This is a genomic window from Streptomyces sp. NPDC047525 (assembly GCF_040643025.1).
GTDB classification, from domain to species: Bacteria; Actinomycetota; Actinomycetes; order Streptomycetales; family Streptomycetaceae; genus Streptomyces; species Streptomyces durmitorensis.
Genome location: NZ_JBEYTL010000001.1, coordinates 153360 through 177729 on the forward strand (window position 1 = coordinate 153360; position 24370 = coordinate 177729).

Sequence of the window (24370 nt, forward strand, 5' to 3'; positions counted from 1 at the left end):
GGCGAACGCGGGATACGTTCCCGCGGATGTCGCGGAATTCCGCGCTGCCTCTGGCCGCGTGAGCCCTCGCAGGGTCGGTCCTGTCGACGCCTTGGCTAACCTGCACGGGTGACCACCGACCTGACCCTGCTGCCGCGTGTCGCCCATCGCGGGCAGGAGGTCACCGCGCCCCGGCTCCGCGGCCTGCTCGCGCTGCTCGCGGGCGACGTGCGCACCGGTTGCAGCGCCGAGCGGCTGGTGGCGGGGCTGTGGCCGGACGCGTTGCCGGAGCGGCCGGGGAAGGCGCTGCAGGTCCTCGTGTCCAGGGCGCGGGCTCAGCTGGGCGCCGATGTCATCGCGAGCACGCCTACCGGATACCGGCTCGCCCTCGCCGAGGATCAGGTCGACAGCTCCGCCCTGCTGCTGCACGCCGCCCTGAGCGCGGAGCGGGCCAGGGCCGGGGATCACGCGGGGGCGCTGGCCGCGGCCGAGGCCGGGCTCACGTTGTGGGGCGGCGCCCCTGAGGGGGCGGGCGACACCGATGACCCCGTGGCCGCGTTGCGTGCCGAACGCGCCCCCGTCCGCGGCACCCTCGTACGCGCGCAGGCGCTCGCGCTCGCCCGCCTCGGCAGGCACGCGGAGGCGGCCGGGCCGCTGGCCGTGGCCGCCTCGGAGCATCCGCGCGACGAGGAGGTGCTCGCCGAGTTGTTGCGCGGTCAGGCGGCGACGGCGGGTCCGTCCGCCGCGCTGACGCGCTACGAGGCCTACCGCCGTGAGCTGCGCGAGGCGCTCGGCACGGATCCGGGCGCCAAACTCAAGGCCGTGCAGCGGGAGTTGCTGCGCGGCGAGGCACCTGTGGTCAGGCACGGTGTGCCGCACGAGCCGAACCCGCTGCTCGGCCGTGACGAGGACATCGCCGCGGTGCAGGGGCTGTTGCGCGACGCGCGTGCCGTCACCGTCGTCGGACCCGGCGGCCTCGGCAAGACCCGGCTCGCTCACGCGGTCAGCCGCAGGGCCGAGCAGCGCGTGGTGCATTTCGTGCCGCTCGCCGGGCTGACCGCGGACCAGGACGTGACGCTGGAGGTGGCTCGGGAGGTGGCCGCCGCGCTCGGCGCGGGCGAGGGGCGGCACGGCGTCGTGAGCGGCCACGCTGCCGCCGACCCGGTGTCCGGCATCCTGGGCGTGCTGGGACCGGGGCCCGCGCTGCTGGTGCTCGACAACTGCGAGCAGGTCGTCCGGGGCGCCGCCGGTCTCGTACAGACACTGGTCGCTTCCTCGAAGGAACTGCGGGTGCTCGCCACGAGCCGGGCGCCGCTGGACCTCACGTCGGAGGCGGTGTACGCGCTCCCGGAGCTCGGTCTCGACACCTCCGTCGAGCTGTTCACGCAGCGGGCCCGAGCTGCCAGGAGCGGCGTGGAACTGCCGCCGGACGCGATGGCCGAGCTGTGCCGCCACCTTGAAGGACTGCCGCTGGCCGTGGAGTTGGCAGCGGCGCGGGTTCGGGTGCTTTCGGTGCCGGAGATCGCCCGCCGTCTCGGCGACCGGTTCGCGCTGCTGCGCGGCGGGGCACGGGACGTGCCGGAGCGCCACCGCACGCTGCACGCGGTCGTGGAGTGGAGCTGGAACCTCCTCGCGCAGGACGCCAGGGCCGCGCTGCGCACGCTCTCCGTCTTCCCCGGCGGCTTCTGCGGCGACGCGGCGGAGCAGGTGCTGGGCGGGGATGCGCTGTTCCTGCTGGAGCAGTTGACCGGTCAGTCGCTGCTCACCGTCGCCGAGACGCCGGTCGGCGTGCGGTTTCGGATGCTGGAGACCGTACGGGAGTTCAGCGCGGCGCGCCGCGCCGAGGCGGGCGAGGGGGACGAGGCCGTCGGCCGGTTCCTCGCCTGGGCGCGGGACTTCGGGGTCGCGTACCACGACGTGCTCTTCGGCCCGGAACCCTCCCCGAACTCTCGGCTTGATCCGAGCACGGAGGACTCCATCGCCGCCCGGGAGCGGATCCGGGCCGAGCAGGACAACCTCGTACCGGCCCTGCGGCACGCCCTGGCCCGCGCGGACGGCCCCACGATCGCCGCCCTTACCGCCGTCCTGGCCGCTCTGTGGTCCACCGACTCCAACTACCCGCGCCTCGCCACCCTCGCCGCGGACACCGGGCCGCCGCTTTCGCACTACCACCCCACGCCCGAGTACGTCGAAGTCGCCCGTGCCGCCGCGGTGTTGTGCACGGCGGGCCTGTTCATGAACTACGGCCCGCATGCCGTACGCCAGCTCGTCACCCTCCGGCGGCTGCCCGCGGCCCCGCCGGACACGCTGCCGCGCGCCACCGCGGCAGTGCTCCGCGCGGTGCCCGAGATGCGGCCTCCCGACTACGCCGTGCTGCACCGGCTCTGCGACAGCCACGGCGACGACGGCAGCGAGCAGCCGCTTGTCGCCGCCATCGCCGAGTGCGTGGCCACCTACGTCTGGGAGTACGAGCACGACATCGACCGCGCGCTGGCCTCGGCCCGCCGGATGGTCGCCGCGCTGGAGCCGGCCGGCAACCCGTCCCTGCAGCTCATGGGCCATTCCCGGCTGAGCGAGCTGAGCCTGCGGACGGGACAGGGCGAGACCGCCTACGAGCACCTCAGGGCGGCACTGAAGGTGCTGCCGCGGCTCGGCGGCGAGCACGACTACATCGGCATCCGCTCGGCCCTGGTCCTCGCCTGCCTGCAGCGCGGCGACCCCGACGAGGCCGAGTACTGGCTGCGGCAGGCGGAGGGAGACGGCACCCCGCAGGAGGACACCTTCTACAGCCCCGACCTCGGCGGCCGCGCCGAGATCGCGCTGGCCCGCGGGCTGACGGAGACCGGGCTCGGCCTGTGGCGCGGCGCCGTGGAGCGGATGCCCGAGGCCGGGTCGATGTACGCCGGCGACCCCTGGCTCGACCCGTGGGCGCTGCAGATCCAGGCGGCGGCGGTGACGGCGCACGCGCACGCCGGTCGTCTCCACCTCGTCGCGCAGCCGGTCGACCGGCTGCGACAGCGGCTGCGGACCCTCCTTGACGGCCCGCTCCGTTCGCCCATGGAGCTACCTGTGTTCGGGACGGTGCTGCACGCGCTCGGCATGGCCGGGCTCGCGTCCGGTGATGTGTCCGCCGTACGGATGATCGCGCTGGCCGAACGGCTGCGCGTGCAGCGCGAGTTCCAGCCGACGATGTCGGCGGCGCGTGCCCGACGGGCGGCCGAGGACGCGGACCGGGCGGCGTACGCCGACGCGGTGTCGGAGTACGCCGCCCTGGAGCGGGACGAGCTGTGGGAGGCGGCCCGCGCGCTTAGTTCGGGTCGCGGTTGAACAATGACGTCGACCAGCGGTAGCCGAGTGCGGCAAGGCCCAGGCACCAGACGATCGTGATCCAGCCGCTGTTGCCGATCTCGCTGCCCAGCAGCAGGCCGCGCAGCGTCTCGATGGCGGGTGTGAACGGCTGGTACTCGGCGATCGGCCGGAACCAGCCCGGCATCGCGTCGACGGGGACGAAGGCGCTGGAGATGAGCGGCAGGATCATGAGCGGCAGCGCGTTGTTGCTGGCCGCCTCGGCGTTCGGGCTGGCCATTCCCATCCCGACCGCGATCCAGGTGAACGCCGTGGCGACCAGCACCAGCAGCCCGAACGCCGCGAGCCACTCCAGAGCCGTGGCGCCGGTGGAGCGGAATCCGATGGCCACGGCGACGGCCCCGACGAGGACCACGCTGATGATCCCCTGCAGCACGCTGCCGACGACATGCCCGATGAGCACCGAGCCGCGGTGGACGGCCATCGTGCGGAAGCGGGCGATGATCCCCTCGGTCATGTCCATGGAGACGGACACCGCGGTGCCCGCCGGGGTGGCGCCGATGGTCATCAGCAGGATGCCCGGGACGAGATAGGCGACGTAGTCGGAGCGGTCGGCGCCGCCGCCCCCGATACCCGCGCTCATCACGTCGCCGAAGACGTAGACGAAGAGCAGAAGGAGGACGATCGGCGTCAGCAGGATGTTCAGGGTGAGGGAGGGGTAGCGCCGGGCGTGCAGGAGGTTGCGGCGCAGCATCGTGGACGAGTCCTGTGCGGCCAGGGAGAGGGTGCTCATCGGACGGTCTCCTTGGTCATGCCGGGCAGGCTCGGCACGGTGGTGCCGCCGGTCAGGGCGAAGAAGACGTCGTCGAGGTCGGGGGTGTGCACGGTCAGCTCGTCCGCCTCGATACCGGCGGAGTCCAGCCAGTCGAGGATGGCGCGCAGCTCGCGCTGGCTGCCGTCGCTGGGGATCCGCAGCGTGAGGGAGTCGTCGTCCGTGGTGACTTCGCGCAGCGCGGAGGCGGCGGATTTGTAGGCGGCCGGGCCGGTGAAGCGGAGCCGGACATGTCCGCCCGGGATGAGTCGCTTGAGCTCCTCGGCCGTGCCTTCGGCTGCGATCTTGCCGTCGTTCAACACCGCGATGCGGTCGGCGAGTTCGTCGGCCTCCTCCAGGTACTGCGTGGTCAGAAAGGCGGTGACGCCCCCGGCGACCAGCTCGCGGATGATGGCCCACATGTTGTGGCGGGAGCGCGGGTCGAGTCCGGTGGTGGGCTCGTCGAGGAAGATGATCCGCGGGTTGCCGACCAGCGTCATGGCGAGGTCGAGGCGCCGCCTCATACCTCCGGAGTAGGTGGATGCGGGCTTCTTCGCGGCTTCGGTGAGATCGAAGCGTTCCAGCAACTCGGCTGCGACCAGCCGCCTTTCGCGCTGGGAGAGGTGGTGCAGGTCCGCCATGAGGAGCATGTTCTCCTCGCCGGTGATCAGCCCGTCGACCGCCGAGAACTGCCCGGTGACACCGATCGCGGCCCGCACCGCCTGCGGGTCGGCGGCCAGGTCGTGGCCGCCGACGTGCAGTTCCCCGGCATCGGCACCGATGAGGGTGGAGAGGACCTTGACGGCGGTGGTCTTGCCCGCGCCGTTCGGGCCGAGCAGGGAGAAGACGGTACCGGCCGGCACCTCCAGGTCGATGCCGTCGAGGACCGTCTTGTCCCCGTACGCCTTGCGCAGCCCCGTGGCCGCGATGGCGAGGGAGGGCGATGTCGTTGTGGTCATGCCGCTGAGCTTGCGGCAGGGCGCATTCAGCGGGGTTTCACGACGGTTTCAGCGCCCTGGAACCGGGGGTGACTCGGCCGCCGGGCAGGGACTCAGCAGCCCGGCATCTCCTCGATCCGTTCGCCGTTGAGCAGATACGTGGGCAGGTAGGGCTGCCTCAGGGCGACGGGGAATCCGTGGTCGTACGCCAGGCTCGCCATGGCCAGCGGCCCCAGTGCCACCCGGGCGCGCGGCGCCGCCGAGCCGCCCCAGTAGGTGTCGTGGTGCGCGAGGGCTTCGGCCAGGGCCTCGGCGAAGGCGTCGTGGTCGCGGGTGACCAGGCGGTGGAAGAGGGCGACCGGCTGGTAGTCGATCAGGTCCGCGAAGTCCTTGGGTGTGTGGGTCAGGGACGCGGGCTGGGACGTCTCCATGGTGGTGATCAGCTTGCCCACGACGTCGTCCATCGAGCGCTCGGCCCAATAGGTCTGCAGCGTGTCGATCCAGTGCAGTACGTACGCGTCGACGGAGTCGTCCTGCCGCAGGACCTCCAGCGGCACCTCGCACAACCGGTCGGCCCGGTCCTTCTGACGGCACGTGACGGCAACGTAGAAGGCGTCGAGCCAGGCCCGCGCGTCCGCGGGCGGCGCTGCGGGGGTGGCGGGCAACTGCCGCACGCGATCCTCACCCAGACGGCACTCCTGCGCCTGCGCACCGGTGAACAGCGCCGAGCCGAGCTGCACGGCGGTGGCCCAGGCATCCCAGGTGTCGACGTGAGCAGCTTCGGGGTCGGTGGCGCAGTGGGCGTGGCTGAGCGTGAGAGCCGAGGCGAAGGCGTCGTCAAGTGCGGACGGGGCCTCGGCGAGACGGGCTGTCGCCTCGGCCGCGGTGTGGGTGAGCGCGGCAGCGTCGGGCGCCTTGGCAGCCGTGGGAGTGTCGATGCGCCCGGCACGGTCGAGACCGACCAGGCCCTTCATCAGGGCGAGGAGTTCCGGCGGCGGCCGCAAGGAGAAGGAACGCGTGTCGTGGTCGATGGCCGTGAGCGAGGTCAGGCCGCCCCGGTGCCACCAGTAGACCCGCGGAGACAGCTCGCCCGGACCGTCCTCGTGGGCACCGAGGGCATACGCGGCAAGGCTGTTGACGGCGTCGACCACGGAGCCGTCGACGATCGGGTGGTACGCCAGCAGATGCCGGGTGGGCACCACGACGAGAGCCCCGGCGTCCGGGAGCGGCTCGCCGGTGACCTGACGGGCCACCTCGGACAGGAACAGCGCCTTGCTCGCGACGAACGGGGAGTCGCCGTACACGGAGTGCAGCAACGCCCCTCCCTGGACGGGCACTTCCTCGTGCTCGACGGGCACGCGCATCAGGTTCGCGTAGGCCGCCTGCCCCAACTCCTCGATCCCGGCACGCTCCACGTCGGGGTCGGTGAGCATCCGCACGCTGGTGGGCAGGTCCAGGGCGTAGGCGAAGACGAGCCCCTCGGCCACCACGCGCGCGTAGCGCATGGCACCTGCGATCTCCGGGGTGAGCGAATCCGTGGGCAACAGCCGCGCGTGCACGCCACGAAGGAGCTCCGCGGCGCTCTCGCCGCCTTGGCTGCCCGCCTGCAGAGCGGCGAAGTGGGCGGCGACGACCTCGGGCCAGCGCTCCTCCGGCGCCTGGCGGCACTTGTGCGCCAGGTTGTGCAGGGGGTAGCTGCGGCCGTCCTGCGCGTACGGGGCGGTGAGTGCGCGCAGACGTACGGCCTGGGCGGCGGTCAGCATCGGCAGGTCGCGGTCGGGAGCGCCCGACGTGTCAAAGGTGTTGTGTCCGTTCACCGTTGCGACTCTACGAGCTGTGTGCGTACGGGGCTGATGTCGGGGGCGGGTGAGGGTGCGGGTGCGGGCGCGGTCCCCCGCGCGATCAAGCTGCGTCCCACTCGGACGGCCGGGCCCGGGCGGGCTACTGGCTGTGGAGCAGCTCTCATATGGGTGAGGTGCAGCCTGTCCCCGCCCGGCTTCGCCGTTCGCCTACGAAGATCCACAGCGTGCCCTTCGAACGGAGTCCTGTGCCCTCACGCCGTCTGCTGCCTGCCCACCTCGCCCAAGTCTCCGCCCGTACGCCTGCAATCAGCCCTGGCACCAGGCGCGTTCCGCACCCACCCCCGCACCCGCACCCGCACCCGCACCCGCACCCGCACCCGCCGGCCGTGTGCCCGGGGCCTCGAAGCGCCCTGCTGTCCGCCACAGCACTGGCTCTGGTCATGGTCACCGCGCAGCCCTCCTCCGCCCATGCCGCGGCCCCTGCCACGTGCATGAACGGCCTGAAGGACTCGCGGGGGCGGTCGTCCGTAGACGGCGGGGAGATCGCCTGGGAGGACGCGACGCGGTTCGACGGCGCACGACGGCATGCCCAGAAGGCCTGGACGAGAAGCGGGCTCGATCGGGTGAAGTTCCCCGCCGACGACGCGACGCGCTACGCCGATCTGGAATGGTCGGACGTCAACACCTCCAGGCCTCCGTGGAAGAACATCCTCGGGCTCTGGAAAGGGCTTCAGGGCACCGACCGTCTGCGGCTGAACAAGGCGTACCTGGGGCCCGGCAAGCAGTACGGGGACACCAGGTCCCGGCAGACGATCGCCGCACACGAGCTCGGCCACGCCCTGGGGTTCTGTCACAAGAACCCCTCGTCCTACAGCTCGTTGATGGCTCCACACATCTACGACATGTCCTCCGACGGAACGCCGACGTCACGAGACCGGCGGAACTACCACGCGCTGTGGGGCTGAAAGGCAGAGCAATGAGCGAGGTTCGCCGACGTCTGGCCGTCGCCGCGGCAGCACTGACGGTTCTGGGAGGCGCCCTCTGGAGCCTGTACAGCCTCACCGGGCCCAGGGAGAACAGCGGCCCCACGGAGGCAGTCGCTCTCTACGACCCTCAGGATGCCCGGCAGGTGGCGGGCACCGCCGACGACGTGTTCCTCGGCACGGTGGTGAGCCGGACAGGCGAGCGCGACATCTACGGCGTCTTCTCCGACCTGTACGCCGTCCGCGTCGCCCAGGTCTTCAAAGGGACCCTTCGTGACACGACCACGGTCAGCTACTACCAGGGAGAAGAGCCGTTGACGGACGGCGCCTCCTACGTCTTCGCGACCGGGCGTGTACCGGACGGACAGAGCCACGCCGTCCTCCTGGAGACCACCCCGACCCCTGTCGCCGACCTCAACGCTCCGGCCCGGACGATCACCGCGGTCGCCGCGTCCGACGGCCGAACGGTCAGGGAGTACTGGAAGTGGGCGGTGGACCACGAGATCGACGTCTCCCCCGGCCAGGAGCGGTAAGAAGCGGTGAGAGGCCACAACCGCCCGCATGCACCCGCACCCGCACCCGCTGCCCACCGACTCCGCATCCCGGCAGTCGTCAGGGGGTGTCGCCGGACCAGTCCCAGCGGCGTCGGTCGCAGGGACGCGGATCGCCCGGACGCGGGTCGTACATCGCCCGCCCACCGGCGCCGAACTGCCCGAGCTCCGTGGGCAGGGCGACGCCGGTGTCGATCTCGCCCTTCGTCCAGCCGGTGATGTCGAGCAGCAGTCCGTCCAGCGGCCCGCCGACGAGCTCGGCATAGTCCCGTCCCGGCTGTGGGCCCTGCCGGGGGTCGTCGTGGTCCTGACCGTAGATCCGGCCGCGCAGCAGCTCCTCATCCCTGTCCATACGTCCCACACTCCCAGCCACCACTGACAATCCACCCTGCCCAGGCTCGTCCGGCCAGAGAACTGGCCGACTCCGGCTCGGCCGTCCTGCTCTGCTGAGGAGACGTTCTCCGCCCCCTGGGTCGCCATGCAGGAATCCCGGCCGGTGTGGGCGCTGCTGCGTGAGCTGGGGCCCAGCAGCGTCGAAGTGGCCTGCCCTGAGGGGTCTTGTCGCCGCGCCGGACGGACGAGCGGGTCTCCCTGCCCTACACGCGCACGAACCCCGAGGCGGCCTACGTGTCACCACCTCATCCGGCTCCATCAGCCACCGCTTGACGCACCGGCAACGGCAGCTCCGGATGGTGGCGCAGCGCCTCCAGCACGGCGCTGACCGCCGCGCGGGGCGGTGAGCCCCGGCGGATCGCCGCCGTGATCGTGCGGGTCACCGGAGTGGCGAGTTCCCTGGTGGCGACGTCGTAGCGGCGGTCGACCGCCAGGCCGGGCAGCAGGGCGATCGAAAGGCCGGCCTCGACGTGCTGCAGGGTCATCATGTAGTTGCTGAACCGGCAGACCACGCGCGGCTCGAAGCTCGCTTGACGGCACAGGCGCAGCGCGAGATTGGCCATGTACGACTGCGGGATGTCGAACGCCCACGGCTCGTCCGCGTAGGCCGCGAGGTCCACGGCGCCGCGCCCTGCCGCGGGGTGCTCGGGCGGCACCACAAGCAGGACCGGGTCCGTGGCCAGCGGCACGATGTCCAGGTCCGGCCCCAGGGGCAGCTCGTCGAAGTCCGTGGTCGTGATGATGATGTCCGCGTCGCCGCCCCGCAGCGCGGGCATGCTCGCGTGCGGCTCCAGCTCGAGCAGCTCGACGTCGAGGTGCGGATGCTCGCGCGCCAGCCGGCTCACCGCCGGCACGGCCATGGTGTGAATCGCGCTCTGGAACGCCCCGAGCCGCACCAGACCGGCCGGTTCCTCGCCGAACCCACGCAGCTCCGCCTCCACGCTGCCCATGTGATCGAGGATCGCCCGTGCCCGCCGCGCCAGGATCAGTCCGGCCGGGGTCAGCCGGACCCTGCGCCCTGTGCGTTCGAGGAGCTGCGTGCGCGTCTCGGCCTCGAGCACGGCGAGCTGCTGAGACACGCTCGACGGGCTCAGGTTGGCGGCTTGGGCGACCGCTCGGACGGTTCCGAGCATGTCGAGCTGGCTCAGCAGCCGCAGCCTCCAGGGGTTCATCACGCCCCCATTGTTGTGCGGTTCTGCCGAACAGGAAAGCCGGAATCGTGAGATGGACGTGTCGCTCGGCTGCCGCCTACCGTCGGCGACATGACCGCTTCGACCACCGCTCCCGCGTCCACCGACACCTTCTGGGCCGATGCCGAGAGGCATCTCGTCCGCTACGGCGGCGAGTTCACCCACGAGATCATCGAACGTGCCGCCGGGAGCTTCCTGTTCACCGCGGACGGCCGGAAGATCCTCGACTTCACCTCCGGCCAGATGAGCGCGATCCTCGGCCACTCGCACCCGGAGATCGTCGCGACCGTCCAGCGGCAGGTCGCATCCCTCGACCACCTCTTCAGCGGCATGCTCAGCCGCCCCGTCGTCGACCTCGCCCGGCGCCTTGCCGACACGTTGCCCGCGCCCCTGGAGAAGGCGCTGCTCCTGACGACCGGCGCCGAGTCCAACGAGGCCGCGATCCGGATGGCCAAACTCGTCACGGGCAAGCACGAGATCGTCTCCTTCGCGCGGTCCTGGCACGGCATGACGCAGGCAGCCGCGTCCGCCACGTACAGCGCGGGGCGCAAGGGCTACGGACCGGGCGCACCGGGCAACTTCGCCATCCCCGTGCCGAACGCGTACCGGCCCGACTTCACGACGGACGACGGCTCGCTGGACTGGCGCCGCCAGCTGGACTTCGCCTTCGACCTGATCGACGCCCAGTCGACCGGCAGCCTGGCCGCGTGCCTCGTCGAACCGATTCTCAGCTCGGGCGGAATCATCGAGCCCCCGGCCGGATACTTCGCGGCCCTGCACGCCAAGTGCAGGGAACGCGGCATGCTCCTGATCCTCGACGAGGCCCAGACCGGCCTGTGCCGCACCGGGACCTGGTACGCGTTCCAGCGCGACGGCGTCGTCCCCGACATCCTCACGCTCTCCAAGACGCTGGGTGCGGGCCTGCCCCTGGCGGCCGTGGTGACCAGCGCCGAGATCGAGCAGGAGGCGTACGACCGCGGGTACCTGTTCTTCACCACGCACGTCGCCGACCCGCTGGTCGCGGCGGTCGGCAACACCGTCCTAGACGTGCTGATCGGCGAGAATCTCGACGAACGTGCCCGGTCGCTGGGCGCGTTCCTCCACCAGGGCCTGACGGACATCGCCGAGCGGCACGCGGTCGTCGGCGACATCCGCGGCAGGGGCCTGCTGGCCGGACTGGAGCTCGTCGTCGACCGCGAGACGAAGCAGCACTCGAACGAGCTGGGGGCGCGGGTCACGCGGCGCTGCCTCGAACTGGGCCTGCACATGAACATCGTCCAACTCGCGGGCATGGGCGGTGTCTTGCGGATGGCGCCGCCGCTGACGGCCACCGAGGACGAGCTTTCGCTCGGCCTGACGATGCTGGACCAGGCCATCGGCGAAGCCTGCGCCGGGCTCTGAGACGCCGAACGCGAGAGGGCGGTGGACGCCCTCACGTCCCCAAGGTGCCTGCCTTGACGGCCCGTTGCGCGAAGACGTCATCGCGGCGGTCCTCCATCTGCCGAAGGGCGTCCTTGCGGTCCCGCTTGGAGAGCCGGTCAAGGTACGTGTGGCCGACGAGGTGGTCGGCCTCGTGCTGCAGGCACCGGGCGAAGTAGCCCATCCCCTCGATGACGAGAGGGTTGCCGTCCTTGTCCGACCCGCGAACAACGGACCGGTCGGGGCGGGGAACCGCCATGGTGGCACCGGGCACCGACAGACAGCCCTCGAACTCGTCGACGAGCCGGCGGCTGCCCGGATCGGGCAGGTCAAGGACGGGGTTGACGATGTGACCGACGTGCCGGATCCCGTCGTCGTCCGGGCAGTCGTAGACGAACAGCCGCAGGGCGACGCCCACCTGGTTGGCGGCGAGGCCTGCACCGTCGGCCACGTACATCGTCAGGAACATGTCGTCGATGAGCGCCGACAGTTCCGCGGTTCCGAACTCGGTCACCTCCAGGCACGGACGGCTCAGGACCTCCTCCCCCACCACCGTGACCCGGCGCACCGAACCCCGTGCCGCCTCCGGCGCCAGGGCGGGATACGCGTCGACCGGCCGGCCTTGCACACGGACCCGCCGGTCCGCGGGGCGGGACGGATGGTGACGAACAGACATGGCTGCCTCCCCTTCTGCGTACGCCACACGCCGCGGACGACGGACGGCACCGCGGCCTGACCCCCTTGCCAAGGGCTTTGCAAAGTACCAGACTTTGCAAAGTGACTGAAGATGACCTCAACCCCACCCCCGGCCGGACGCGGGACACCGGCGACGAACTGCGCGAGCACGAGGTGCGTACGGCCCTGATGGGCCTGCTGGCCGAAGTCGGCACCGTCACGGCGACCGAAGCCGCCGCCCGGCTCGGCCACAGCTCGGGGCTCTGCTCGTTTCACCTGCGGCAGCTCGCGCGGCACGGACACATCGAGGAAGCTCCTCACCACGGGGGACGCGCACGGCCCTGGCGCCTGAGGCAGCACCACCCCGACGCCGGCGCACCCGCCGAGGAGCAGTTCGGTGACTTGGCGCGTGGCCTCGAGGACGAGAGCTGGCAGCGGTGGCTCGCCCAGCGCGACCAGGCGCCGGCCGAATGGCGCCGCGACGAGGCCTTCAGCGCCATCGCCTACCTGACGCCCGAGGAGATGAGCCGAGTCGCGGACACCGTCCGCCGGGCACTGGCCCCCTACCAGGCCCGCGAACAGCGCCCCCTGGCCCGGCCGGACGGCGCCCGCCCGGTGGCCCTCATCACCAGGCTCTTCCCCCTGCTGTCGCAGCCCGATTCGGGTGCGGACGGGGGAGACACTCCCCGGACAGGTACCTAGTTGGTACCTTGGAGACATGCCGTCTCTGAACGTGACTTTCACCGACGAGGAGCTCAAGGGTGTCCGCGCGGCCGCGGCGGCCGAGGGCAAGAGCCTCAAGCAGTACCTGCACGACCTCGGAATCCGTGAAATGGAGCGCCAGAAGTTCGTCGCGGGCGCCTCCCTGTGGGCCGACAGGCTGCGTGCCGAGTTCGACGCGGCCAACCCCGAGGAGATTCCACCCTCCGCGCGTCACGAGGGGTCCGCGGCCGCCTGATGGTTCTGTTCGTAGACGTCGCCTGGCTCTTGGACGTCCAGGAGTTCGCCGTCTCCCCCGAGGACATGTCCGTGTCGGACTACTCCGCGCTGGTCGCCGCGGTCGCCCGCCACAAGACGAAACTGCCGACCCTGGAGTCCGCCGACCCGGACGCCGCCTGGCGCGCCGCCGCCCTGCTGCACACCATCGTGCGCCTGGAACCACTGCCGTACCGCAACAGCCTGTACGCGGCGTTCGTCGCGGCCCAGTACATGGACCAGTCCGGCGAGGGCATAGACCCGCCCTACGGGGCACTGTCCGACCTCGTACGAAAGATCCGCGAGAGCCGCATCAGCGTCTACGCGGTCGCCGATCAGATCAGGTCCTGGAAGGTCTGACGAGAGTCCGGCGAGGTGCCGCACGCCGCGTGAGCCAAAAAGGTTCGGCCGCCGATGTCGAGAATCCAAGGTCGGCTCCGTCCCCGTGGTGAATGTGGCCACAATGGGTCGCACCAGTACCGAGGAGAAACACGATGCCCAAGTACCTGCTGCTCAAGCACTACCGCGGCGCTCCGGCTTCGGTCAACGACGTGCCCATGGATCAGTGGACGCCTGAGGAGATCTCGGCCCACGTGCAGTACATGAGGGACTTCGCGGCCCGGCTCGAGGGGACCGGTGAGTTCGTCGACAGTCAGGCGCTCGCACCCGGAGGGACGTTCGTCCGGTTCGACGGTGAAGGGCGCCCGCCGGTCACCGACGGGCCGTTCGCCGAGACCAAGGACGTCATCGCCGGGTGGATGGTGATCGACGTCGACAGTTACGAGCGCGCCGTCGAGCTGGCCGGGGAGTTGTCGGCCGCCCCCGGCGCGGGCGGGAAGCCGATCCACGAATGGCTGGAGCTGCGTCCGTTCATGGGCGCGCATCCCACCGTCACGGAGTGACCTCCGACGTGGACGAGGCCTTGCTCCGGAGTCTCACACCGAGCGTGCTCGGAATCCTCGGCCGCCGCGGAGCCGATTTCGCGGCGGCCGAGGACGCCGTGCAGGACGCGCTGGTCGAGGCCGTCCGCGTCTGGCCGGCCGACCCGCCGCGCGACCCCAAGGGCTGGCTGGTCACCGTGGCCTGGCGCAAGTTCCTCGACGCGACGCGGGCGGACACCGCCCGCCGTCGGCGTGAGGACCTCGTGGAGGAGGAACCGGCGCCGGGGCCCGCGCCCACGGTGGACGACACGCTCCAGCTCTACTTCCTGTGCGCCCACCCGTCGTTGACCCCGTCGTCCGCAGTCGCGCTCACGCTGCGCGCCGTCGGCGGGCTCACCACCCGCCAGATCGCCCAGGCCTACCTCGTGCCCGAGGCGACGATGGCGCAGCGCATCAGCCGGGCCAAGCGCACCGTCTCCGGCGTGCGGTTCGGCCGGACCGGCGACGTCGCCACCGTGCTGCGCGTCCTCTACCTGGTCTTCAACGAGGGCTACTCCGGCGACGTCGACCTCGCCGCCGAGGCCATCCGGCTCACCCGGCAGCTCGCGGCCTCGATCGACCACCCCGAGGTGGCGGGGCTGCTCGCCCTGATGCTGCTCCACCACGCACGGCGCGCCGCCCGGACCGCGCCCGACGGCAGCCTGGTGCCGCTCGCCGAGCAGGACCGCGGCCGGTGGGACACGGAGTCGATCGCCGAGGGCATCGGCATCCTCCAGGCCGCCCTCGCGCGCGACCGCCTTGCCGAGTTCCAGGCCCAGGCCGCCATCGCGGCACTCCACGCCGACGCGCCCACCGCCGAGGAGACCGACTGGGTGCAGATCGTCGAGTGGTACGACGAGCTCGCGCGCCTCACCGACAGCCCGGTGGTCCGGCTCAACCGCGCGGTGGCCGTCGGCGAGGCGGACGGAGCACGCGCCGGTCTGTCGGCGCTCGCGACGCTGGACGACTCACTGCCCCGGTACGCCGCGGTGGCCGCGTACCTCCACGAGCGTGACGGCGACCTCGCGACGGCGGCACGGCTGTACGCCGAGGCGGCCCAGAAGGCGCCCAACCTCGCCGAACGCGACCACCTCACGCGTCAGGCCGCCCGGCTCAACGCCCACCGGCGTCACTGAGCGACACATCGGCGCGAATGCGACGGTCTCTCCTTCCGCTTCCGGGTACTCGGCGCCTCGCCTTCCCGCCGGACGCCGAGGAGACCCGCATGACGTTCCCTCCCCGTGAGCAGCACCTCATCAAGCGCGCCGTGCACTGGGGCGCGGACCGGTGAGGGGGCGGTCCCTGCTCTCCGGGGCGCTGGTCGGCGTCGGGATCGCGGCGTTCGTCGACGAGATGGTGTTCCACCAGCTGCTGCACTGGCACCACTTCTACGACAAGGCATCGAGCGAGGCCGGTCTGGTGTCCGACGGGATCTTCCATGCCTTCGGCTGGCTGGCGATGGTGGCGGGCCTGTTCCTGTACGCGGATCTGTGGCGCCGGAGTGCCCGGCATCTCACCGCCTGGTGGTCGGGCCTGTGCCTGGGCCTCGGCGGCTTTCAGCTGTACGACGGCACGTTCCAGCACAAGGCACTTGAGCTGCACCAGATCCGCTACGGCGTGGACCTGGCACCGTACGACTGGACCTGGAACGTGATCGCCGTGCTGTTCCTGCTCGTCGGCGCACTGCTGCTGGTCCGGGCCCGCCGATGACAGCCATGGTGCTGGTCGTGGCCCTGGGCTGCCTCGGCCATGTGGCGGCGGCCCGGCGCCTGCGCCGACGCGGCGACCGCTGGCCCCACCGGCGTGACGCGGCGTTCTGCGCGGGCGGCACGGTGCTCGTCGTCTCGCTGGTCGCTCCGTGGGACGGGTGGCCGCCGCTCACCGGGCACATGGCCACCCACCTGGGCATCGGCATGATCGCGCCGCTGCTCCTCCTGCTCGGCCGGCCCGTGACGCTGGCGCTGCGTGTCCTGCCGGTGGGGCCTCGGCGGCGGCTTCTGTCCTGCGTTCGGTCCCGGCCCGCGGCCCTGCTCGTGTGGCCGCCACTGGCCGCGCTCCTGCACAGCGCGGGGCTGTGGGCGGTGTACCGCACGCCGCTCCTGGCCGCCGGCCACCACCGGCCCTGGCTGCACGCACTCGTCAGCGCTCATCTGCTGGCCTCCGGCGTGCTGTTCGCCTTCGCCGTCCTGGCCCTGGACCCGCTGCGCCACCGGGCAGGGTTCGCACTGCGGGGCGGAGCCCTGCTGGCCGCGGCGGCCGCCCACGGCATCCTGGCCAAGTCGCTGTACGCCACGGGCCCGCCCGGCACCTCCTATGCCGCGTCCGACCTGCACCTCGCGTCGTACGTCATGTACTACGGCGGGGATGTGGTCGGCATCGCCCTTGCCGTGCTGCTCGGACACCAGTGGTACGCGGCCGGGGGCCGTGCCCTCGTCCGGGCCCGGCGCGCTCTCGACGCGAAAACGGCAGGGCCGGGACAGCACCCCTAGGTGTCGCCGCGTAGTGCAGATCACGCGGGGTACCCGGCACGCACGCGTACCCGGAATCCGGAGGTCCCATGCTGTCCGAGACCGTCACCGTGCCCAACGGCCAGGGGGCACTCATCGGTGAACTGACCGTGCCGGACACGGTGTTCGGAGTCGCGATCATCGCCCACGGCAGCGACAGCTCCCGGCACAGCCCTCGCGACCGGGCCGTGGCCGACGCGCTGCAGGACGCCGCACTCGCGACACTGCTCATCGACCTGCTCACCGCCGATGAGGAGGCCGCGGACTGGGCGACCGGCCGGCATCACTGCGGCATCGGTCTGCTGACGCACCGTCTGATCGCCTCCGTGGACTGGCTCGCCGCCTGTGCCACGGATCTGCCACTTGGCCTGTTCGGGGCGAGCACGGGCGGGGCGGCCGCGCTCGGCGCCGCGGCCGCCCGGCCCGGCATCGTGGACACCGTCGTCTGCCCCGACGGCCGCCCCGATCTGGCGGGAGACGACGTGCTCGGCCAGGTGCGCGCGCCGGTCCTGCTGCTCGCCGGAGGCCGCGACACCGAGGCGCTGCGGCTCACCCGGCAAACGGCCAATCGCCTGCGTCCCCTCAACCGACTGCGCGTGATCCCCGACGCCACGGACCTGTTCCAGGAACCGCAGGCGCTTGACGAGGTCGCCGCCGTGGCGGCCAGATGGTTCGCCGGCATGGGACAGACGCACCCCTGAGGGCCCGCCGGTCAGGCCCCGATCGCACGTGCACGTACTCCAGGCAGTCACACCCGTCAGGCAGCCACCGGCCACAAACCATCCGACATGTGACCGGCATCACAGTGCGCCATCCCACATCCTCAGGTCATCATATGACCCGATCGCCGCACGGATTCAGAGCCGGGCTGCACCCCGGACGGCACAGCACAGCGAGACGAGGACGGGCATGAACGACCAGGACAGGCCGGCACTGCCACGCGTGGGCGTGGTGGGGCTGGGGGCCATGGGGCTCGGCATGGCGCGCAGCCTGCGGGACGCGGGCTTCGATGTGGGTGTTCATGACCTGCGCCCCGATGTGGCCTCGGCCTTCGCCGAGGACGGGGGCACCGCCTTCGCCTCCGCCGGTGAGCTCGCGGCCTCGGTCGACGTCCTGGTCGGCGTCGTGGTCAACGCGGAGCAGGTCGAGTCGGTCCTGTTCGGCGCCGGAGGCGCGGCCGATCGGCTGCATCCGGGTTCCGTCTACGTCATGTGCTCCACGGCCGACCCCACCTGGTCCGCCGAGCTCGAACGGCGTCTGGCCGAGCGTGGCGTGCTCTACCTGGACGCCCCCATCTCCGGCGGCGCCGCACGGGCCGCGAGCGGCGAGCTCACCATGATGACGTCGGGCGCGCCCACCGCGTACGCGATCGCCGATCCGGTGCTCGAAGCCATGAGCAGCACGGTCTACCGCCTGGGCCACGAGGCCGGGATCGGCTCCAAGGTCAAGGTCGTCAATCAACTCCTCGCGGGCGTGCACATCGCCGCGGCGGCCGAGGCCATGGCGCTCGGCATCAAGGCGGGCGTGCCCGCCGATGCGCTCTACGAGGTCATCACGCACAGCGCGGGCAACTCGTGGATGTTCGAGAACCGCATGGCGCATGTGCTCGCCGGGGACTACACGCCCCTGTCCGCGGTCGACATCTTCGTCAAGGACCTGGGGCTCGTGCTCGACGCGGCCCGGCCGGAGAAGTTCCCCCTCCCCCTGGCGGCCACCGCCCACCAGATGTTCCTTCAGGCGTCGGCCTCCGGTCTCGGCGGCGAGGACGACAGCGCGGTGATCAAGATCTTCCCGGGCATCGAGCTGCCCGGACAGACCGGGAAGTCGGAGGGCTGACATGGGAATCCGACTCGGTTGCATCGCCGACGACTTCACCGGCGCCACGGACCTGGCCAACAACCTGGTGCGCGCGGGCATGCGCGTGATCCAGCTGATCGACGTGCCGCGGGCCGGAGCCGAAGGCCCGCTCGACGCGGACGCGGTCGTCATCGCGCTCAAGTCGCGCACCACCCCGGCCTCCGACGCCGTCGAGGCCTCGCTGCGGGCGCTGGAGTGGCTGCGGTCGGCGGGCGCGGAGCAGATCTACTTCAAGTACTGCTCGACCTTCGACTCGACGCGGGCCGGCAACATCGGGCCCGTCACCGAGGCCCTGATGGACGCCCTCGGCACCGATTTCACGGTCGCGACCCCGGCGTTCCCCGACAACGGGCGCACCGTCTTCAAGGGCCATCTCTTCGTCGGCGACGTCCTGCTCAGCGAGAGCGGCATGCGCCATCACCCGCTGACGCCGATGACCGACTCCAACCTGGTGTCCGTGCTCGGCGCGCAGACCGCGCGCCCGGTCGGTCTCATCGACCACACCGTGGTCGCCGCCGGTGCCGATGCGATCGGAGAGCGTGTCGACGCGCTGCGCAAGGAGGGCATCGGCGCCGCGATCGTCGACGCCGTCTCGAACGACGATCTCGTACGGCTTGGTGCGGCGGTCAAGGGGCTGCCGCTGGTGACCGCCGGGTCAGGTCTGGCGATCGGCCTGCCCGCGAACTGGGGCTTCGAGCCGTCCCCCGCCGCGGCCCGGCTGCCCCGGCCCACAGGGCATCAAGCGGTCGTCTCCGGGTCGGTTTCCCGTGCCACCAATGGTCAGGTCCGGGAGTTCCTGCGGGGTGGCGGGCCCGCGTTCAGCGTGGATCCGCTGCGGATCGCCGACGGCGAGGACGTGGCCGGGCAGGCCCTGGCCTTCGCCGCCGCGCATCTGGCCGACGGGCCGGTGCTCGTCTACTCCACCGAGGCGCCCGACGCGGTCAAGAACGTCCAGGGCCGCCTCGGTGTCGCCGAGGCCGGTGAGCTCGTCGAGCAGACCCTGGCCCGCGTCGCCCAGGGGCTCGTGGGGCTTGGTGTCCGTCAGCTCGTCGTCGCCGGCGGCGAGACCTCGGGCGCGGTCGTCCAGGCGCTTGGCCTGACGGGTCTGCGCATCGGACCGCAGATCGACCCTGGTGTGCCGTGGTGCGCGGCGGCCCTGCCCGGCGGGGACACGCTCCACATCACGCTGAAGTCCGGCAACTTCGGCGGCCCCGACTTCTTCGCCTCGTCCTTCGCCCACCTCGGCCGGGAGACCGCATGACGCAGCTCCCGAGCCCGGCCGCGAACGATGTCGACGACGCGCGCGCCGAGATCGTCCGGGTGGGCACAAGCCTCTTCGCGCGGGGCTACGTCCATGCAAGCGCCGGCAACATCAGCGCGCGGGTCGGCGACTCCCACCTGATCACGCCCACCGACGCCGCCCTGGGTTTCCTCGACCCCGAGCGCCTGGCCCTGGTCGACGCCGGAGGCGAGCAGGTCGCGGGCGACCGTGCCAGCAAGACCCTCACCCTGCACCGCCGCATCTGTGCCGCCGACCCCACGGCACGGTTCGTCGTCCACACCCACTCCACGCATCTGGTCGCGCTCACCCTGGCCGGCGTGTGGAGCGCGGACGACGTGCTTCCGCCCCTCACGCCGTACTACGTCATGAAGGTCGGGCACGTCCCGCTCATCCCCTACCACCGGCCCGGCGATCCCCGCGTGGCCGACCTGGTGACCGGCCACATCGCTGATCGTGCCGATGGAGGCACACCGATCAGGGCCGTCCTGCTCGACCGTCTGGGCCCGGTGGTCTGGGGCCCGGACGCCGCATCCGCTCTCGCCGTCCTCGAAGAACTCGAGGAAACGGCACGCCTCTGGCTCCTGACCGACCGTCGCCCCGAGCCGCTCCCCTCCCCCGCTCTCGACGAACTCAAGGCCGTGTTCGGCGCCTCTTGGTGATCGCGCACCGCCCGTCGGAGAATCCCCTGAGCCGCAGTAAGGATTCCGCATGTCCACGTCCACCACCACGGCGGAGACACCCGACCTCGCCCGTGAGAACGCCGTGTTCCGCAAGGTCGTTCTCCGCATCGTCCCCTTCCTGATCCTCTGTTACGTCTTCTCGTACCTGGACCGCGTCAACGTCGGCTTCGCGAAGCTTCAGATGTCCGACGACCTGGGTCTGAGCGAAGCGGCGTACGGCCTCGGCGCAGGACTGTTCTTCATCGGCTACTTCATCTTCGAGGTCCCCTCGAACCTGATGCTGCAGCGGGTGGGCGCACGCACCTGGATCGCCCGGATCATGATCACCTGGGGTCTCATCTCGGGGGCGTTCGCACTCGTCACCAACGAGACGATGTTCTACGTCCTGCGCTTCCTGCTCGGCGCCGCGGAGGCCGGGTTCTACCCGGGTGTCATCCTCTACTGCACCTACTGGTTCCCCTCCCACCGCCGGGCCCGCGTGATCGCGATGTTCATGTCGGCGATCCCCGTGGCCGGGATCTTCGGCAACCCGCTCTCCGGCTGGATCATGGACCGCTTCCAGGGGGTCAACGGCTGGCAGGGCTGGCAGTGGATGTTCCTGCTCGAGGCGATCCCTGCGCTCCTCATCGGTGTCGCCACGCTGTTCTACCTCGACAATGGCGTACGCAGCGCCAAGTGGCTCTCCGACGAGGAGAAGGACATCGTGGAGGCGGCGATCGCCAAGGACACCGCGCACCAGAAGCACAGCCGGGTCTGGGACGGCTTCCGCGACCCCAAGGTGTGGCTGATGTGCCTCATCTACTTCTGCTTCGTGATGGGCCAGTACGCCCTGACGTTCTGGATGCCCACCTTCGTCAAGTCCACCGGCATCGACGACAACTTCACCATCGGCGTGCTCAGCGCCGTGCCGTTCGTCGCCGCGCTGATCGCCATGAACCTGTTCGGACGCTCCGCGGACAAGCGCCGCGAGCGCCGCTGGCACCTGGTCGTCCCCAGCCTCATGGGAGCCGTCGGCTTCTCGCTGGCCGCCAGTTGGAGCGGGTCGACGGTGCTGTCCCTGATCGCCCTGTCCTTCGCCGCGGCCGGCGTGCTCACCTGCGCCCCGCTGTTCTGGTCGCTGCCCACCGCGTTCCTCGGCGGCACCGCCGCGGCGGCCGGGCTCGCTCTGATCAACTCGGTGGGCAACCTGGCCGGGTTCGTCAGCCCGTACATGATCGGCGGGCTCAAGGACGCCACCGGCTCGACCTCCATCCCGATGTACGTCCTTGCCCTGAGCCTCGTCGTCGGCGCGGTCGCCGTGCTGAGCACCAAGAAGGACGTCGTCAACCGATGACCGGGTCCGGTCCCGACCCCACCCCAGGAGCACGCATGCCGAGGTTCGCCGCGAACCTGTCCATGATGTACACGGAAGTCGACTTCCTCGACCGCTTCGCCGCGACGTCGGCCGACGGCTTCGAGGCCGTCGAGTACCTCTTCCCCTACGCCCACGAACCCGCCGAGCTGCGCAGCAGGCTCGACGACCACGGTCTGCGGCAGGTGCTGTTCAACGCGCCTCCCGGGGCCTGGGAGTCCGGCGAGCGGGGCATCGCCGCGCTGCCCGGCCGCGAGGCCGAACTCCGCTCCGGGATCGAGCGGGCGCTGGAGTACGCCGCCGCGCTCGGCTGCGGCCAGGTGCACGTGATGGCCGGTCTCCTGCCGCCGGACGCGACGACCGCCGAGCGGGCCGCGCACCGCGCCACCTACCTGACCAACCTGGCCTGGGCCGCCGAGCGTGCCGCCGCCGCGGAGGTCGACCTCCTGATCGAGCCGATCAACGGCCGTGACATGCCGGGCTACTTCCTGCACCGGCAGGCCGAGGCGCACGCGATCGTGCAGGAGGTGGGCGCGCCGAATCTCAAGGTGCAGCTCGACCTGTACCACTGCCAGATCGTGGAGGGCGACCTCACGACGACACTGCGTCGCGACCTTCCCACTGGTCGCGTCGGCCATCTGCAGATCGCGGGCGTGCCCGACCGCCACGAGCCCGACCAGGGCGAACTCGACGTCCGCCATCTGTTCGACGTCGTCGACGATCTTGGCTTCGACGGGTGGATCGGCTGCGAGTACAACCCACGGGCCGGTACGAGCGAGGGGCTCGGCTGGCTCAAGAACTACCGAGGAGAACGCGCATGAGGATCGTCATCACCGGTGGCTTCGGCTTCCTGGGACGGCAGGTCGCCGAAGCCCTGCTGCAGCGGCGGACCCTGTGCGGTGCGCCCATCGACCGCCTGGTGCTCGCCGACCGGTTCGTACCGGCCGGCGCGCCGCTGGCGGCCGACCCGCTGGTGGACGTCGTCCAGGGCGACCTGAGCGAGCGCCTCGACGAGATCTTCGCGCAGCCGGTGGACGTCCTGATCCACCTGGCGGCGGCGGTCTCCTCCGAGTGCGAGGCCGACTTCGACCTCGGCATGAGCGCCAACCTGGACACCACCCGCGCGCTGCTCGACGCCGCCCGCGCGCAGGCGGCCACCGGCGGTCCCACGCCCCGGGTGGTGTTCTCCAGCAGCGTCGCCGTCTACGGTTCCGACGCCGCGCTGCCGCTGCCGGAGGTGGTCGGCGAGTCGACGCTGCCCACGCCGCAGTCCAGCTACGGGACGCAGAAGCGCATCTGCGAGCAGCTGGTCGCCGAGTACACCCGCCGGGGCTTCGTCGACGGGCGCGTGGCGCGCCTGATGACCGTCTCGGTGCGGCCGGGCAAGCCCAACGCGGCCGCGTCCAGCTTCCTGTCCGGCATCGTCCGCGAGCCCCTCTCCGGTCTGCCTGCCACCTGCCCGGTCAGCCCCGGCCTGCGGGTCGCCCTGGCCTCGCCGCGGCGCACCGTCGAGGGCATCCTGCGCATCACCGAGGCCCGGCGCGGCAGCGGGCCCGGCGAGCTCGACGGAGGGCTTCCGGTCAATCTGCCGGCGCTCACGGTCACGGTCGCCGAGATGCTGGACACCCTGCGCCGGGTGGCCGGTGACGCCGTCGCCGACCTGGTGACGGTCGCGCCCGACCCTGCTGTGGAGGCCATCGTCGGCTCCTGGCCCGCCGCCTTCGACAACGCGCGCGCCACGGCTCTGGGCCTGCGGCCCGACGAGAGCTTCGAGTCGGTCGTGCGGGCCTACGCCGAGGACTACCCCGAGGCCGTCACGGCCGCAGCGCTGCCCGCAGCCGGGGCGATCAGGCCCTGACGGATAGACTGACGAGCATGTTCTCCAAGGTGAGTGGCCCCATTCGGCTCGCGGACCGGGTCGCCGCGATCCTCTCGGAGGAGATCGAGTCCGGCCGTCTGGCCGAGGGCGACAAGCTGCCGACCGAGGTCGAGTTGGTCAAGCAACTGGGCGTCAGCCGCACCGTGATCCGCGAGGCCGTCTCCCGGCTGCGCAACGCGGGCCTGGTCGAACCGCGCCAGGGCCGGGGCGTGTTCGTCATGCCCCGGCGCACCCGGCCGCTCGACCTGGAGGCCGAGGCCTCCGGCACCAAGTCCAAGGTCATGCAGATCGTCGAGGTCCGCCGCGCCATGGAGGGCGAGGCGGCCTCGCTGGCGGCGACCCGGGCGACACCGGACGACGTCACCCGGATGCGCCGGTCCCTGGCCGCGATCGACGAGGCGGTCGCGGCCGGCGGTGACGGTGTGGACGAGGACCTGGCGTTCCATCAGTCGATCGCCGAGTCGACCGGGAACACGGTCATGGTCTCCACCGTGCGGTACTTGGGTGAGGTCATGCGCGGCGGCATCCGCGTCACGCGTGCCAACGAGGCGCGGCGCGACGACTTCATCGAGGCGGTGCGGGTCGAGCATCACGCGATCCTGGCGGCCGTCGAGTCGGGCGACGCTGCGGCGGCCCGCAGCGCCGTACGCCGTCACATGAAGCACGCCGCGTCCCGGTTGCAGGACGCGGACGAGGGCTTCTGGACGGAGACGGACGATCTCGGGGTGGACCTGGACACGGCGCCGTGATGTGAGTGCGTACGCCTGATGCGCCGAGGGGCGGGCCATGTGGCCCGCCCCTCGGCGCATCAGTGGCTCACAGCGTCGCCGCCCGGCGACTTCAGGGCAACCCGGGCACCCATCCGGCTGGCG

General features: G+C 71.5%; 26 protein-coding genes. 20 read left to right on the forward strand and 6 right to left on the reverse strand.

Translation table 11 applies throughout. The annotated features are described in order from the left end of the window. Positions 1-108 precede the first annotated feature (108 nt). Positions 109-3306, forward strand: coding sequence for a BTAD domain-containing putative transcriptional regulator (locus ABZ833_RS00695; RefSeq protein WP_361039133.1), 3198 nt, complete (start codon positions 109-111; stop codon positions 3304-3306). Here ABZ833_RS00695 and ABZ833_RS00700 read toward each other — a convergent pair. The 3 genes from ABZ833_RS00700 to ABZ833_RS00710 form a co-directional block, all read right to left on the reverse strand. Further along, positions 3287-4078: an ABC transporter permease gene (locus ABZ833_RS00700; RefSeq protein WP_361039135.1), complete on the reverse strand. Its 792-nt coding sequence runs from the start codon at positions 4076-4078 to the stop codon at positions 3287-3289. The genes ABZ833_RS00695 and ABZ833_RS00700 overlap by 20 nt on opposite strands. Next, positions 4075-5055: an ATP-binding cassette domain-containing protein gene (locus ABZ833_RS00705; RefSeq protein ID WP_361039138.1), complete on the reverse strand. Its 981-nt coding sequence runs from the start codon at positions 5053-5055 to the stop codon at positions 4075-4077. The genes ABZ833_RS00700 and ABZ833_RS00705 overlap by 4 nt, the downstream gene beginning before the upstream one ends. A 92-nt stretch (positions 5056-5147) precedes the next feature. After that, positions 5148-6851, reverse strand: a complete 1704-nt coding sequence (locus ABZ833_RS00710) for an immunity 49 family protein (protein WP_361039140.1) — start codon at positions 6849-6851, stop codon at positions 5148-5150. Between the two features lie 425 nt (positions 6852-7276). Here ABZ833_RS00710 and ABZ833_RS00715 point away from each other — a divergent pair, with 425 nt between their 5' ends. Together ABZ833_RS00715 and ABZ833_RS00720 are read left to right on the forward strand one after the other, a co-directional pair. Next, complete coding sequence (locus ABZ833_RS00715; protein ID WP_361039142.1) at positions 7277-7801, forward strand: matrixin family metalloprotease; 525 nt, start codon at positions 7277-7279, stop codon at positions 7799-7801. A gap of 11 nt (positions 7802-7812) precedes the next feature. Continuing rightward, the gene (locus tag ABZ833_RS00720; RefSeq protein WP_361039144.1) at positions 7813-8352 is read left to right on the forward strand and encodes a hypothetical protein; all 540 of its coding nucleotides are present in this window, start codon (positions 7813-7815) and stop codon (positions 8350-8352) included. Positions 8353-8431: 79 nt separating this feature from the next. Here ABZ833_RS00720 and ABZ833_RS00725 read toward each other — a convergent pair whose 3' ends face one another. Both ABZ833_RS00725 and ABZ833_RS00730 read right to left on the reverse strand, forming a co-directional pair. Beyond that, positions 8432-8722: a hypothetical protein gene (locus ABZ833_RS00725; RefSeq protein WP_249585334.1), complete on the reverse strand. Its 291-nt coding sequence runs from the start codon at positions 8720-8722 to the stop codon at positions 8432-8434. 286 nt (positions 8723-9008) lie between these two features. Then, positions 9009-9938, reverse strand: a complete 930-nt coding sequence (locus ABZ833_RS00730; RefSeq protein WP_361039147.1) for a LysR family transcriptional regulator — start codon at positions 9936-9938, stop codon at positions 9009-9011. A gap of 87 nt (positions 9939-10025) precedes the next feature. Between ABZ833_RS00730 and ABZ833_RS00735 the strand changes: the two genes are divergently transcribed. Further along, positions 10026-11354: an aspartate aminotransferase family protein gene (locus ABZ833_RS00735; protein WP_361039150.1), complete on the forward strand. Its 1329-nt coding sequence runs from the start codon at positions 10026-10028 to the stop codon at positions 11352-11354. Between the two features lie 31 nt (positions 11355-11385). Here ABZ833_RS00735 and def read toward each other — a convergent pair whose 3' ends face one another. After that, on the reverse strand, positions 11386-12048 hold the full coding sequence (gene def / locus ABZ833_RS00740; protein ID WP_361039152.1) for a peptide deformylase: 663 nt from the start codon (positions 12046-12048) through the stop codon (positions 11386-11388). Between the two features lie 188 nt (positions 12049-12236). Between def and ABZ833_RS00745 the strand changes: the two genes are divergently transcribed. From ABZ833_RS00745 to ABZ833_RS00820, 16 genes are all read left to right on the forward strand, one after another. Then, the gene (locus ABZ833_RS00745; protein WP_361041259.1) at positions 12237-12749 is read left to right on the forward strand and encodes an ArsR family transcriptional regulator; all 513 of its coding nucleotides are present in this window, start codon (positions 12237-12239) and stop codon (positions 12747-12749) included. 16 nt (positions 12750-12765) lie between these two features. Continuing rightward, positions 12766-13005 carry a hypothetical protein gene (locus ABZ833_RS00750; RefSeq protein ID WP_249585344.1) on the forward strand — a complete coding sequence of 80 codons (240 nt, stop codon included), beginning with the start codon at positions 12766-12768 and terminating at the stop codon, positions 13003-13005. Next, positions 13005-13382, forward strand: a complete 378-nt coding sequence (locus tag ABZ833_RS00755; RefSeq protein WP_361039155.1) for a toxin Doc — start codon at positions 13005-13007, stop codon at positions 13380-13382. Before ABZ833_RS00750 ends, ABZ833_RS00755 begins: the two co-directional genes overlap by 1 nt. A 134-nt stretch (positions 13383-13516) precedes the next feature. Continuing rightward, entirely contained in the window at positions 13517-13924 is a 408-nt protein-coding gene (locus ABZ833_RS00760; protein ID WP_361039158.1) for a YciI family protein, read from the forward strand. Positions 13925-13932: 8 nt separating this feature from the next. Next, the gene (locus ABZ833_RS00765) at positions 13933-15078 is read left to right on the forward strand and encodes a DUF6596 domain-containing protein (RefSeq protein ID WP_361041262.1); all 1146 of its coding nucleotides are present in this window, start codon (positions 13933-13935) and stop codon (positions 15076-15078) included. Positions 15079-15095: 17 nt separating this feature from the next. Further along, complete coding sequence (locus tag ABZ833_RS00770) at positions 15096-15233, forward strand: hypothetical protein (RefSeq protein WP_361039160.1); 138 nt, start codon at positions 15096-15098, stop codon at positions 15231-15233. Continuing rightward, complete coding sequence (locus tag ABZ833_RS00775) at positions 15230-15652, forward strand: DUF2243 domain-containing protein (RefSeq protein WP_361039162.1); 423 nt, start codon at positions 15230-15232, stop codon at positions 15650-15652. The genes ABZ833_RS00770 and ABZ833_RS00775 overlap by 4 nt, the downstream gene beginning before the upstream one ends. After that, the gene (locus tag ABZ833_RS00780) at positions 15649-16431 is read left to right on the forward strand and encodes a cytochrome c oxidase assembly protein (RefSeq protein ID WP_361039164.1); all 783 of its coding nucleotides are present in this window, start codon (positions 15649-15651) and stop codon (positions 16429-16431) included. The genes ABZ833_RS00775 and ABZ833_RS00780 overlap by 4 nt, the downstream gene beginning before the upstream one ends. A gap of 68 nt (positions 16432-16499) precedes the next feature. Continuing rightward, entirely contained in the window at positions 16500-17150 is a 651-nt protein-coding gene (locus tag ABZ833_RS00785) for a hydrolase (protein WP_361039166.1), read from the forward strand. A 208-nt stretch (positions 17151-17358) separates the two neighbouring features. Further along, positions 17359-18285, forward strand: a complete 927-nt coding sequence (ltnD, locus tag ABZ833_RS00790) for an L-threonate dehydrogenase (protein ID WP_361039168.1) — start codon at positions 17359-17361, stop codon at positions 18283-18285. 1 nt (position 18286) lies between these two features. Next, a complete protein-coding gene (otnK, locus tag ABZ833_RS00795; RefSeq protein ID WP_361039170.1) occupies positions 18287-19567 on the forward strand; it encodes a 3-oxo-tetronate kinase in 1281 nt (426 codons plus the stop codon). Continuing rightward, complete coding sequence (locus tag ABZ833_RS00800) at positions 19564-20247, forward strand: aldolase (RefSeq protein WP_361039172.1); 684 nt, start codon at positions 19564-19566, stop codon at positions 20245-20247. Before otnK ends, ABZ833_RS00800 begins: the two co-directional genes overlap by 4 nt. A 49-nt stretch (positions 20248-20296) precedes the next feature. Further along, positions 20297-21601 (forward strand): MFS transporter, encoded by a 1305-nt coding sequence (locus tag ABZ833_RS00805; RefSeq protein WP_361039174.1) that lies wholly within the window; start codon positions 20297-20299, stop codon positions 21599-21601. Positions 21602-21636: 35 nt separating this feature from the next. Continuing rightward, positions 21637-22440, forward strand: a complete 804-nt coding sequence (gene otnI, locus ABZ833_RS00810; protein WP_361039177.1) for a 2-oxo-tetronate isomerase — start codon at positions 21637-21639, stop codon at positions 22438-22440. Further along, complete coding sequence (gene denD, locus ABZ833_RS00815) at positions 22437-23477, forward strand: D-erythronate dehydrogenase (protein WP_361039180.1); 1041 nt, start codon at positions 22437-22439, stop codon at positions 23475-23477. Before otnI ends, denD begins: the two co-directional genes overlap by 4 nt. Positions 23478-23494: 17 nt before the next feature. Further along, positions 23495-24247, forward strand: coding sequence for a FadR/GntR family transcriptional regulator (locus ABZ833_RS00820; protein ID WP_361039183.1), 753 nt, complete (start codon positions 23495-23497; stop codon positions 24245-24247). Positions 24248-24370: the final 123 nt, after the last annotated feature.

Bases quoted from the DNA above. Each gene is read 5' to 3' on its own strand.
- ABZ833_RS00700 (WP_361039135.1), bottom strand. From the start codon at position 4,078: ATGAGCACCCTCTCCCTGGCCGCACAGGACTCGTCCACGATGCTGCGC.
- ABZ833_RS00705 (WP_361039138.1), bottom strand. From the start codon at position 5,055: ATGACCACAACGACATCGCCCTCCCTCGCCATCGCGGCCACGGGGCTG.
- ABZ833_RS00715 (WP_361039142.1), top strand. From the start codon at position 7,277: ATGGTCACCGCGCAGCCCTCCTCCGCCCATGCCGCGGCCCCTGCCACG.
- ABZ833_RS00720 (WP_361039144.1), top strand. From the start codon at position 7,813: ATGAGCGAGGTTCGCCGACGTCTGGCCGTCGCCGCGGCAGCACTGACG.
- ABZ833_RS00725 (WP_249585334.1), bottom strand. From the start codon at position 8,722: ATGGACAGGGATGAGGAGCTGCTGCGCGGCCGGATCTACGGTCAGGAC.
- ABZ833_RS00735 (WP_361039150.1), top strand. From the start codon at position 10,026: ATGACCGCTTCGACCACCGCTCCCGCGTCCACCGACACCTTCTGGGCC.
- def (WP_361039152.1), bottom strand. From the start codon at position 12,048: ATGTCTGTTCGTCACCATCCGTCCCGCCCCGCGGACCGGCGGGTCCGT.
- ABZ833_RS00745 (WP_361041259.1), top strand. From the start codon at position 12,237: ATGGGCCTGCTGGCCGAAGTCGGCACCGTCACGGCGACCGAAGCCGCC.
- ABZ833_RS00750 (WP_249585344.1), top strand. From the start codon at position 12,766: ATGCCGTCTCTGAACGTGACTTTCACCGACGAGGAGCTCAAGGGTGTC.
- ABZ833_RS00755 (WP_361039155.1), top strand. From the start codon at position 13,005: ATGGTTCTGTTCGTAGACGTCGCCTGGCTCTTGGACGTCCAGGAGTTC.
- ABZ833_RS00760 (WP_361039158.1), top strand. From the start codon at position 13,517: ATGCCCAAGTACCTGCTGCTCAAGCACTACCGCGGCGCTCCGGCTTCG.
- ABZ833_RS00770 (WP_361039160.1), top strand. From the start codon at position 15,096: ATGCGACGGTCTCTCCTTCCGCTTCCGGGTACTCGGCGCCTCGCCTTC.
- ABZ833_RS00780 (WP_361039164.1), top strand. From the start codon at position 15,649: ATGACAGCCATGGTGCTGGTCGTGGCCCTGGGCTGCCTCGGCCATGTG.
- ABZ833_RS00785 (WP_361039166.1), top strand. From the start codon at position 16,500: ATGCTGTCCGAGACCGTCACCGTGCCCAACGGCCAGGGGGCACTCATC.
- ltnD (WP_361039168.1), top strand. From the start codon at position 17,359: ATGAACGACCAGGACAGGCCGGCACTGCCACGCGTGGGCGTGGTGGGG.
- otnK (WP_361039170.1), top strand. From the start codon at position 18,287: ATGGGAATCCGACTCGGTTGCATCGCCGACGACTTCACCGGCGCCACG.
- ABZ833_RS00800 (WP_361039172.1), top strand. From the start codon at position 19,564: ATGACGCAGCTCCCGAGCCCGGCCGCGAACGATGTCGACGACGCGCGC.
- ABZ833_RS00805 (WP_361039174.1), top strand. From the start codon at position 20,297: ATGTCCACGTCCACCACCACGGCGGAGACACCCGACCTCGCCCGTGAG.
- otnI (WP_361039177.1), top strand. From the start codon at position 21,637: ATGCCGAGGTTCGCCGCGAACCTGTCCATGATGTACACGGAAGTCGAC.
- denD (WP_361039180.1), top strand. From the start codon at position 22,437: ATGAGGATCGTCATCACCGGTGGCTTCGGCTTCCTGGGACGGCAGGTC.
- ABZ833_RS00820 (WP_361039183.1), top strand. From the start codon at position 23,495: ATGTTCTCCAAGGTGAGTGGCCCCATTCGGCTCGCGGACCGGGTCGCC.